The organism is Betaproteobacteria bacterium (assembly GCA_016791345.1).
In the GTDB taxonomy this organism is placed as follows: Bacteria; Pseudomonadota; Gammaproteobacteria; order Burkholderiales; family JAEUMW01; genus JAEUMW01.
The window spans coordinates 1-9,745 of sequence record JAEUMW010000128.1 but is presented as its reverse complement, the minus strand read 5'-3'; the positions used below and the strand labels follow the sequence as shown (position 1 = coordinate 9,745).

At 66.6% G+C, this 9,745-nt stretch carries 11 protein-coding genes; 7 read left to right on the top strand and 4 right to left on the bottom strand.

Going from position 1 to position 9,745, the window contains the following annotated elements; genetic code table 11:
• The 4 genes from JNK68_05460 to JNK68_05445 form a co-directional block, all read left to right on the top strand.
• Window positions 1-1,618, top strand: a 1,618-nt coding sequence (locus tag JNK68_05460; protein ID MBL8539803.1) for an MMPL family transporter, incomplete at its 5' end; no start/stop codon positions are given.
• A gap of 56 nt (window positions 1,619-1,674) precedes the next feature.
• Window positions 1,675-2,277 (top strand): ABC transporter substrate-binding protein, encoded by a 603-nt coding sequence (locus tag JNK68_05455; GenBank protein MBL8539802.1) that lies wholly within the window; start codon window positions 1,675-1,677, stop codon window positions 2,275-2,277.
• A 55-nt stretch (window positions 2,278-2,332) separates the two neighbouring features.
• Window positions 2,333-2,806 (top strand): carbohydrate-binding protein, encoded by a 474-nt coding sequence (locus JNK68_05450; GenBank protein ID MBL8539801.1) that lies wholly within the window; start codon window positions 2,333-2,335, stop codon window positions 2,804-2,806.
• A gap of 44 nt (window positions 2,807-2,850) precedes the next feature.
• Window positions 2,851-3,543, top strand: a complete 693-nt coding sequence (locus JNK68_05445; protein ID MBL8539800.1) for a VIT family protein — start codon at window positions 2,851-2,853, stop codon at window positions 3,541-3,543.
• Between the two features lie 13 nt (window positions 3,544-3,556).
• On the opposite strand, the gene JNK68_05440 is transcribed toward JNK68_05445, so the two are convergent.
• Complete coding sequence (locus tag JNK68_05440) at window positions 3,557-4,411, bottom strand: bifunctional 5,10-methylenetetrahydrofolate dehydrogenase/5,10-methenyltetrahydrofolate cyclohydrolase (GenBank protein MBL8539799.1); 855 nt, start codon at window positions 4,409-4,411, stop codon at window positions 3,557-3,559.
• A 161-nt stretch (window positions 4,412-4,572) separates the two neighbouring features.
• Here JNK68_05440 and trxB point away from each other — a divergent pair, with 161 nt between their 5' ends.
• Complete coding sequence (trxB, locus tag JNK68_05435; protein MBL8539798.1) at window positions 4,573-5,532, top strand: thioredoxin-disulfide reductase; 960 nt, start codon at window positions 4,573-4,575, stop codon at window positions 5,530-5,532.
• 23 nt (window positions 5,533-5,555) lie between these two features.
• Window positions 5,556-6,128, top strand: coding sequence for a Smr/MutS family protein (locus JNK68_05430; protein MBL8539797.1), 573 nt, complete (start codon window positions 5,556-5,558; stop codon window positions 6,126-6,128).
• An 18-nt stretch (window positions 6,129-6,146) separates the two neighbouring features.
• Here JNK68_05430 and JNK68_05425 read toward each other — a convergent pair whose 3' ends face one another.
• Entirely contained in the window at window positions 6,147-6,578 is a 432-nt protein-coding gene (locus JNK68_05425; protein ID MBL8539796.1) for a YbaY family lipoprotein, read from the bottom strand.
• 42 nt (window positions 6,579-6,620) lie between these two features.
• A complete protein-coding gene (locus JNK68_05420) occupies window positions 6,621-8,066 on the bottom strand; it encodes a patatin-like phospholipase family protein (protein ID MBL8539795.1) in 1,446 nt (481 codons plus the stop codon).
• A gap of 228 nt (window positions 8,067-8,294) precedes the next feature.
• On the opposite strand from JNK68_05420, the gene JNK68_05415 reads away from it, so the two are divergent.
• Window positions 8,295-8,807, top strand: a complete 513-nt coding sequence (locus JNK68_05415; protein ID MBL8539794.1) for a DUF1269 domain-containing protein — start codon at window positions 8,295-8,297, stop codon at window positions 8,805-8,807.
• A gap of 22 nt (window positions 8,808-8,829) precedes the next feature.
• Here JNK68_05415 and JNK68_05410 read toward each other — a convergent pair.
• A partial coding sequence (locus tag JNK68_05410) for an esterase family protein (GenBank protein MBL8539793.1) occupies window positions 8,830-9,745 on the bottom strand: 916 nt, incomplete at its 5' end.

The window sequence follows — 9,745 nt, the reverse complement described above, 5'->3', positions numbered from 1 at the left end:
TGCCGCCGTGCTCCCCGCGCATCGCGCCGCGCTCGAGCGCGCCACGCTGCATGTGGCCGGCTCGCTCGGCATCGGCACCCTCACCACGGCGATCGGATTCTTCTGTTTCGTGCCGACGAGCTACGCCGGGGTCGCGGAGCTCGGCATCATCTCGGGCGTGGGCATGTTCGTGAGCCTCATCGTGACGCTGGCCGTGCTCCCGGCACTGCTGTGCCTGCGCCGGCCGGTGCGCTACCGGGGACGACACGGTCATGCGCGGCCACTGCCGCGTTTCCTCCTGACGGCGATGGCCTTTCCCGCGCGGCATTCCCGGGCGGTGCTGGCGGTCGCCGGCGCGCTCGGACTACTCGCGCTTTTCGGGCTGCACCACGCGCAGTTCGACCACAATCCGCTCAATCTCCTGGATCAACAGGCGGAATCGGTGCGCACCTTCCGCGAACTGCTCCACGACAGCGGCAGCTCCCCCTGGTCGCTTTCCGTGCTGACGCCGACCGCCGAAGAGGCCGCCACGGTGGCCCCCCGACTGGCCAGGCTCGCCACCGTTGCCCAGGTCCGCACGCTCGATGATTTCGTGCCGACACATCAGGACGAGAAGCTCGCGCTGATCGACGAGCTCTCGCTCACCCTCGGGTCCGATCTCGACAGCGCGAAAAGAAAGCCTGCGCCCACCGCCGCCGAGCAGGAGGATGCAATCCGCCACTTCCACAGCGTGCTCGCGGCCTATCTCGCCGCGCATCCCGACGCGGCGGACGCGCCCTCTGGCCGGGAGCTCGAGCGCGAACTCGGGCGACTGCTTACGCGCATCGACGACTTGCCTCCCGCCGCGCGCGGTGCGCAATTGCAGGGGGTCACGACGAGCCTCCTCGGCTCCCTCGACCGCCAGCTCGCGCAGCTCTCCGACGCGCTGCATGCACACCGCGTCGACGCGACCGAGCTGCCCGCGGATTTCCGTGCGCGCTGGATATCGCCGGGCGGCCTGCATCGCGTGGAAATCAAGCCGAAGGAAGATCTCCACGACGGGCTGGCGATGCAGCGCTTCGTCGCCGAGGTGCGCGCCGTGGCGCCGCATGCCACCGGCTTGCCGGTGGTCTATCTCGAATCGGGCGCCGCAGTCGTGCGCGCTTTTCTCGAAGCCTTCGCCTACGCGCTGGTGGCGATCACGCTGGTGCTGCTCCTCACGCTCGAACGCAAGGTCGACGTCGTGCTCGTGCTCGCTCCGCTCGTCCTCGCCTCGCTCCTCACCGGTGCCCTCATCACGCTGCTCGGCATCCACTTCAACTTTGCCAACATCATCGCGCTGCCACTGGTCTTCGGCATGGGCGTCGACAACTGCATCCACATGGTGCACCGGTTTCGCACCGCCCCGCCGGCGGACGGCCTCGTGCTCCACAGCAGCACCGCCTTCGCCGTGCTGCTGTCCGCATTCACCAACGTGAGCGCGTTCGGCAGCCTCGCCGTCTCCATGCACCGCGGGATGGCCAGCATGGGAATGGTGCTGACCGTCGGCATCGTGACCACCCTGCTGTGCAGTCTGCTGGTGCTGCCGAGCCTGCTCACCTGGCTGCAGCATGCATACCGAAATCTACGAAGAAGGCGCGGACCAGCGCACCGGCGCTGATTTGACCCCCGCGCCGATGCCGCAGATACTTCCGCAGCCTCGAGCGCCCGGACAATATGCGATTCCTCAATTTCCTTCTCGTGCTTCTGCTGATCGCAGCTGGCAAGACCGCCATCGCGCAATCGGCGGAGCCGCAGCGCCAGAGCGCCGACAAACTCAACGCCACGCTGATCGAGGTCATGCGGGACGCGAAGCGCCTCGGCTACGAGGGGCGTTACAGGAAACTCGCGCCCGTGGTGAAGGAGGCGCTCCAGTTCGACGTCATCGCGAAGTCGGTGCTCGGCAAGTACTGGAACAGCCTTGCGCCGGGTGAGCGCGATGCCTTCGTCGCGAAGCTCACCGACTTGAGCATCGCCACCTACGCGTCGCAGTTCAACGCCTACGACGGGCAGAGCTTCCGCTACGACGGCATCGAGAGCGCGCGTGCCGACCGCTCGATCGTGCGCTACACGCTGCTCGTGCCCAAGGGCGAGCCGGTGAAGTTCGATTACATCGTGAGCCCGGACGGCACCCGCTGGCGCATCGTCAACATCATCGCCGACGGCATCAGCGATCTCGCGCTCAAGCGCGCGCAGTACACGAGCATCATGGAGCGCGAAGGTTTCGCCAGCCTGATGGCGAAGCTCTCGCAGAAGATCGCCGATTACGCGAAGAAGTAGTGGGGCGAAACGCTGCACACACCGGCAGCCGCACCCTTACACAGGAGGAAACAGCATGCGCAAGCGAATGATCACCGAATCCCGGCAGGGCGCCGTCCCGCCGGAGCAGGACTGGCTGAACGTGGAAGATCTGGCGGAGGTGGAGATCACGTCCGAAGATCCGGCCCACCCCATCGACGCCGCACTGATTCCCGGCAAGGGCGCCGGTTGGCGCGCGGCCGAAGCCGGCCGGCAGACGATCCGCGTTCTCTTCGATCACCCACAGCGGCTGCGCTGGATCCGGGTCGACTTCGTGGAGACCGAGGTGGAGCGGACACAGGAGTACGTGCTGCGCTGGTCTGCCGATGGCGGTCAGTCCTTCCGCGACATCGTGCGGCAGCAGTGGAACTTCAGTCCGAGCGGCGCGACCACCGAGACTGAGGATCACCGCGTGCAGCTCGCTGGCGTTACGGTGCTCGAACTTGCGATCACGCCCGACATCGGCGGCGGCGCGGCGAAGGCTTCGCTCGCGCAGCTGCGCATTGCCTGAACGCAGGCGCCGGCTGTCAGCATCGCCAAGTTCAGGGTCGTCCTGTGCGGCGCCATCGCGAACGGCATTACACGGATCGCATCGGCTGGCTGCGCGCGGCCGTGCTCGGCGCCGACGACGGGGTCGTTTCGACGGCGAGCCTGGTCGTCGGCGTGGCAGCAGCGCAGGCGACGCAGCAGAGCATCCTCGTCGCCGGGCTGGCCGGGCTCGCCGCCGGTGCCATGTCGATGGCGGCGGGCGAATACGTGTCGGTGCGCTCGCAGGCCGACAGCGAGCGGGCAGAACTCGAGCGCGAACGCACCGAACTCAACGCCGACGTCGAAGGCGAACGCCAGGAGCTCGCCGGGATCTATGTCCGGCGCGGCCTCGATCCGGTGCTGGCCCGCGAAGTGGCAGTGCAGTTGATGGCGCACGACCCGCTGGGCGCTCACGCGCGCGACGAGCTCGGCATCTCGCAGGCCATGCGCCCGCGACCGATGCAGGCTGCCTTCGCCTCGGCCTGCAGCTTCTCGGCCGGCGCTGCCGTGCCTCTTCTCGCCATCGCACTGACGCCGGCTTCACTGCTGATTCCCACGGTCGCGGCCGCCTCGCTGGTGGCGCTCGCGGTTCTCGGCGGCCTGGCAGCCTGGGTTGGCGGTGCGCCGATCGCGCCGGGCGCCATCCGCGTGACCTTCTGGGGCGCCCTGGCGATGGCCGTCACCGCCGGGGTGGGCATGCTGTTCGGCACGCCGCCGTGACCTTGTCGACGCGCTAGGACGCCGGCCTGCAGGACTTTGCGCAGTAGACCAGGTTCACCAGCATCATCGCCCGCGTGATGCGGCCGAGGCGGTTGTCCGGGACGGTGTAGAGCGCGGCGCGCCCGGCGAGCCCGCGCACGTCGACGTTGCCCTGATACGAAACGTCGAAGACCGCCGCCCCCGGCCGCACCCACGCCGGATCGAGCGCAAACGCCGGATCGGGAACGGCGGTGACGACAATGTCGGCACGCCGCACGCAGTCCTCGAGATCCTGCGGGCGCGTCAGGTGATAGCACTTCACGACGGTCGCGCCGAGGTTTTCCAGCATGAGGCCGAGCGGCTTGCCGACGCGCATGGAGTTGTTGACGAGCGCCACGAAGGCGCCGCGGATCGTGACCTGCGGATACCACTGCAGCGCCTTCACCACCGCCTTCGCCGTCGCCGGCACCACGCATTTGCGGGTTCGCGCCTCGTCGAGGAACACCTTGTACTTGATGAGGTAGCCCAGGTTGATCGAATGCAGCCCCTCGATGTCCTTGTGCGGCACGACGAGATCCATGATGTCCTCGTCGCGCATGCTGCTCTTCAACGGATAGAGCACGACCAGGCCATGCACCGCGGGATCGGCGTTGACCTCCCCGATGCAGCGGTGGAGTGCGTCCGCGTCCGCTGCGTCGAGCGAGCGCGTCGCGCAGCCCACCGCAGCGGCATCCTTCAACACGAGATTGCGGTATTGCACCGAAGCGGCATCTGCCGCCGGCGTGTAGAGCAACGTGGCGAGACACGGCGTGAAAGGCAGGCTCGCGCATTCCTGGCGCACCCAGGCGAGGTGGTGGTCGGCGATGGTCTGGCTGTCTACGATGGACATGAGGCGTCGACGGCGTGCAGGGGGCCGCAGGTTAGCACGCCCCGCCCGTCTCGATAAGTCGGACGCCACGCGCCGATGCCCGCATTGCGCCGGGCGTGAAAAATCGCGCCTGGCCTGCTAGATTGCGGAGCATCGCCCTCCCAAACGTTCGACCGGAGATCATGGACACCCCGACCCGACACGACAGACTGCTCATCCTCGGCTCCGGCCCTGCCGGCTATACCGCCGCTGTCTACGGCGCCCGCGCCAACCTGAAACCGGTGCTGATCACCGGCCTCGCCCAGGGCGGCCAGCTGATGACGACCACCGATGTCGACAACTGGCCGGCCGACGCCACGGGCGTCCAGGGTCCGGAACTGATGCAGCGTTTCCAGCAGCACGCGGAGCGCTTCGGCACCGAGATCATCTTCGACCACATCCACACCGTGGATCTCAAGTCGCGGCCGTTCAAGCTGGAGGGTGATCAGGGCACCTACACCTGCGATGCGCTGGTGATCGCCACCGGTGCGTCGGCGAAGTATCTCGGCCTGCCGTCCGAAGAGGCATTCATGGGCAAGGGCGTCTCCGGCTGCGCGACCTGCGACGGCTTCTTCTACAAGAGCCAGGACGTGGCCGTGGTCGGCGGCGGCAACACGGCAGTGGAGGAAGCGCTCTATCTTTCCAACATCGCCCGCCACGTGACGGTCGTGCACCGGCGCGACAAGTTCCGCGCCGAACCGATCCTGGTCGACAAGCTGATGGAAAAGGTAAAGGCCGGCCGCGTCTCGATCGAGTGGGACCACACGCTCGACGAGGTGCTCGGCGACAAGTCCGGCGTCACCGGGCTGCGCGTCCGCCACGCGAAGACCGGCGAGACGCGCGAGCTTGCAGCGCAGGGCGTGTTCATCGCCATCGGGCACACGCCGAACACCGGCATCTTCGAGGGACAGCTCGAAATGCAGAACGGGTACATCATCACGCGCGGCGGCAATCGGGGCGACGCCACGGCAACCAGCGTCCCAGGCGTGTTCGCCGCCGGCGACGTGCAGGACCACGTCTACCGCCAGGCGGTGACGAGTGCCGGCAGCGGCTGCATGGCAGCGCTGGACGCGCAGCGATATCTCGAGGAGCACGCCGGCTGAGGCGCGTGCCGTTCCTGCCGCCGATGAAACCGCTGCCGCCCGCATCCGACGACGACGCCGACGCGCTCGATCTGTTGCGCGAGGCGCTGCGCGACGTGACGCCGATCAAGCCGACGGACCGGGTGCTGCACCCGCCGCGACGTGTCGACCCGATCCCGCTGCAGCGCATGCGGACGGAGCAGGAGATTCTCGCGGAGAGTCTGTCGGATGCCTCCCCCCTCGAGGACGGCTTCGAATCCGGCGCGGAACTGGGTTTCGTGCGCGACGGGCTATCCCGTCAGACGCTGCGCAGGCTGCGGCGCGGACACTGGGTGGTGCAGGGCGAACTCGACCTCCACGGGCTGACCGTGGCCGCGGCGCGCGAAGCGATCGTCGCCTTCCTGCAGCGGTGTCTGCGCGAGGGCTGGCGCTGTGTGCGCATCATTCACGGACGCGGATTGCGATCCGTCAACGGCGAGCCGGTGCTCAAGTCGAAGACGGCGCTCTGGCTCGCTCAGCGGCAGGAAATCCTTGCCTTCTGCCAGGCGCGCCCGGTCGACGGTGGTGCCGGTGCGGTGCTGGTGCTGCTGAGGGGGCGGCAGAACACCGCGCGGTAAAACGCTCTCCCCTTCCCCTCAGCGCGGTGCTGCCGCGACTGCCTTCAGCACCATGTCGACGTGCATCGGTGCACCGTGCGTAATGACCGCGTAGCGCTGGTCGCTGATGAAGCGCAGCTTCCCGCCCTCCTCGATGCGCACTTGCAGCGCGTACGTGTTCCTGGGTTCGATCTTCGCCGGATCGTAGGAAATATCGAAAGCGATCGGCACTTGCCGTCCGGCCGCCGGGCCGACCTCTTCGCCGAGCACGACGGCAGGCGCATCGGTCCGCGACACATCCACCAGTTGCACCTTGACGAGCGCATCGGGTGACAGCGCGACACGTTCGCGATAGGTGATCGTTCCGGTGATGCGTGCGACCGAAGTCGTCTCCGCGACGGCTTGGGTGCTCGCGCCGGCGCATCCGACGAGCTGTGCCAGCGCGAGTGCAAACGAGCTTCCGGCAACCACCGTTCGCCAGGAGGCGGGAGTGTCAGTCAACGGGACCGCTCCTCAGTGGCCCAACTTGCCGGCCGCCTGAACGGGCGGTACTGCCGGCGGCACGATCGTCGCACCGACATCCTTCAACAGGCGCTTGAAATCGGGCGAATCGGCGATGATCTTGCCGGCCGCCGCGCGCAGGCGATCGACTGCTTCCGGTGGCAGCACGAACGAAGTCGGCTGCTCGTTCAGGTACGCGAACTCCGCCGGGTACGATTCCCGGAGCGCGGCGAACGACACGTCGATGGCGTAGATCTCGATGTCCGGCCCGCGTACGGCGGCGGTGAGCCTCGGATCACCGCTGTTGGCGATCGCGGGCGAGTTGCGGATCAGCTTCATGGTGTTCCAGCGCGCCCCGATGTCCTTGAGAAGCTCGATCGACTCGTACGAGAAATGATCGATGGGTACGCCCGCCGACCTCAGCATGAGTTCGATCATGCCGGGTGGCTTCTCGGACTTGTCCCACGACGTGGGCGGTGAGGACAGCGAGTTCACGACGAAGACAATGATGCGGTGCACGTTATCCAGCGGCGTCGGCTCGCCGATGTAGTGCAGGGCTTCCATGAGTTCGAGCGACTCCAGCACCCCGCGCATCGCCACGTTGTCCGACACGCCGCCATCCACGAGGTGGATGAACGGACGCTCCTTGCCGTCGCCGTAGGTCTCCATGGTGCGCATGGAGCGCAGCGCGCGCGCCGCCGGACGCGGCGGTTTTTCCGAATCGAGGAAGAGCCTCGTCCAGTCCGGCGCGACGAACCCGCAGGTGCCGCCGTAGTTGTTGAAGGTGAGCGAGGACAGCACGACCGGCACCGCCGACGAAGCCGCCGCGGCACGGGACAGCCGCACGTCATCGAGATTGGAGCACATGATGTCGAAGGTGAGCTGACTGAAGCCGAAGCGCCCGCCTGTCGAGATGTCGGTCGCCGACACGAGAACGAACGGACCTTCCTTACGGCGGAGGTCACCGTACGTGGCGTCGTCGAAGAGGATTTCGTCATACAGATCGGCTGCCAGCTCGGAACGCCCCCATCCCCGGGACCAGAGGTTGCCCCAGTAGGAAGGGGAGAAGGTGCGCGCGATGATCTCGCCCTGGACGTTTCGCTTGAGGAAGCGTGTCTCGTATTCGTCGAACAGCCGCTCGCCGTACAGCCCGTAGGCCAGCGCCGTAAAACTTCCGCCCGACACCCCGGTAATGAGGTCGACGTGGTCCAGGAGCCGCGTCTTGTTGCCCTTGGGGCCGATGACTTCGGTGCTGTGGAGATACTCCAGCACGCCGTAGGAGAACGCAGCGGCGCGCGTTCCTCCACCCGAGAACGCGAGGATGACCAGGTTCTGCTGTTCCTTGAACTTCGGGTGATGGGCAGTGAGGCGGTAGCCGATGGCACTATCGGCGTTCTCGATGCGTGGATTGACCGGCCGCGTCGCACAGCCGGCGAGAACCAGGCACACGCAAAACATCGCGCCGAAACGGAAGTTACACACGATAAAAGTTCCCTGTTTGCGGGACGCAAATTCTACTTCAGCAGGGGCAGTGGTTTCGCGTTGTCTTTTCCCAACGAGGAGCCAATTTGCAACACGTCGACTTCAACGAATTGACGGCAAGGTGCGCTAGCGCGACCTATCCTTGAAGAAGAGGTACGGGAAGCGGGGGCTCTTCGCCCGCTCCAAAGGAGAGGAGGACACGCGATGCTAAGACGAATCTACTGCCTGGTACCGGACGTCGAGGTCGCGCGCAGAGTGGTGGACGACATGCTGCTTGCGCGCATAGATGAGAAGCACATTCACGTACTCGCCAAACGGGGGACGCCGCTCGAGGACTTACCGGAGGCAACAATGAGGCAGAAATCGGACTTCATTCCGGCGATCGAACGTGGGGTGGCGCAGGGCGGCGTGGCGGGGTTGCTTGCCGGCTTGGTGGGGATCGCCTTGACTCCGGGTGCAGTGGTAATCGCCGGTGGAATCATCCTCGCATCGAGTCTGGCGGGTGCCGGGATCGGCGCTTGGGTCGGCGGCATGATCGGCCTAAACGTCGGCAACACGCGCCTCAGGAGGTTCGAGCAGGCGATCGATCAGGGTGAACTCCTGCTCATGGTCGATGTGCCACTCGCGCGCGTCGACGACATCAGCGAACGTATCAGGCAGCATCACCCAACCGCCCAGGTCGAGGGCACTGAACCGACGATTCCCGCCTTTCCGTAGGGGCGGATGCAGACGCAAGGTACTACTGCGCCGACGCCTGGTAGCCCTGCCACAGCCATTCGAGGGCGGCAGGCAGCGTTTGCAGCTTCGTGGCGAAGTCGCAGTGGCCGGCGTTGCGCGCGAACACGAACTGATAGCGGTAGCCCTTGGCCGCGAGCACGTGCGCCATTCTCTCGTTCGCGAGCACCCAGTCGTGCATGCCGTCACGCATGACGCCGGGGTCGAGGAAATCGCCGTCGCCGACCTGCAGCCAGATGCGGATCGGCTTGAGCGGACTCTCGGGAATCAGCCGTTCGTGGAATTCCCACGCGCCGTGCGGCGTCTCTTCGCTGCGCGGCCACTGCTGATTCACGAAAGTCCCCGAGTACGACAGCACGCGGCGATAGAGGTCGGGGCGATACCACGCCATGATGAGCGCTGCGGCCCCTCCGGAGCTGCAGCCCATCGCCGCGCGTCCCTCAGGATTTTGTGTGAGCTTCACCTGAGCTCGCTTCTCGACCTCCGGCAGCACTTCCGCTTCGACGAAGTCGGCGTAGCGTCCGGACATCGTGTCGTACTCCAGTCCACGCTGGCTGCCTTGCGCGTCGCCGCCTCCATTGCCGATGGAAACCGCGATCATCACCGGCACACGCCCCTGTGCGATCAGATTGTCCAGGGCGGTGAAAAGCAGCGGATCGGGACCGTCGGTGCCGACGATGAATGGCGCAGCCGTGCCCGGAACGTATTGCTGCGGGACGTACACGGTGACGGTCCGCGTGTACGGTGCCGGTCGACTGGTCGTGACGATCAGCCGGGAGGGATCGGCCGGATCGACGGTCCCGTACGTACCGGGGTCGCGTGCGATGCCCGGATAGATCCGGCTGTCTGCGGAGCGCATGGTGAATTCGACCAGACGGGCGCGCGGCACGCCTGCCTGCGGACTCGTCTCGGGCGCCGGG

What these genes read in the sequence shown, in the direction of transcription:
- JNK68_05455 (MBL8539802.1), top strand. Translation starts at nt 1,675, where the DNA reads ATGCGATTCCTCAATTTCCTTCTCGTGCTTCTGCTGATCGCAGCTGGC.
- JNK68_05450 (MBL8539801.1), top strand. Translation starts at nt 2,333, where the DNA reads ATGCGCAAGCGAATGATCACCGAATCCCGGCAGGGCGCCGTCCCGCCG.
- JNK68_05440 (MBL8539799.1), bottom strand. Translation starts at nt 4,411, where the DNA reads ATGTCCATCGTAGACAGCCAGACCATCGCCGACCACCACCTCGCCTGG.
- trxB (MBL8539798.1), top strand. Translation starts at nt 4,573, where the DNA reads ATGGACACCCCGACCCGACACGACAGACTGCTCATCCTCGGCTCCGGC.
- JNK68_05430 (MBL8539797.1), top strand. Translation starts at nt 5,556, where the DNA reads ATGAAACCGCTGCCGCCCGCATCCGACGACGACGCCGACGCGCTCGAT.
- JNK68_05420 (MBL8539795.1), bottom strand. Translation starts at nt 8,066, where the DNA reads ATGTTTTGCGTGTGCCTGGTTCTCGCCGGCTGTGCGACGCGGCCGGTC.
- JNK68_05415 (MBL8539794.1), top strand. Translation starts at nt 8,295, where the DNA reads ATGCTAAGACGAATCTACTGCCTGGTACCGGACGTCGAGGTCGCGCGC.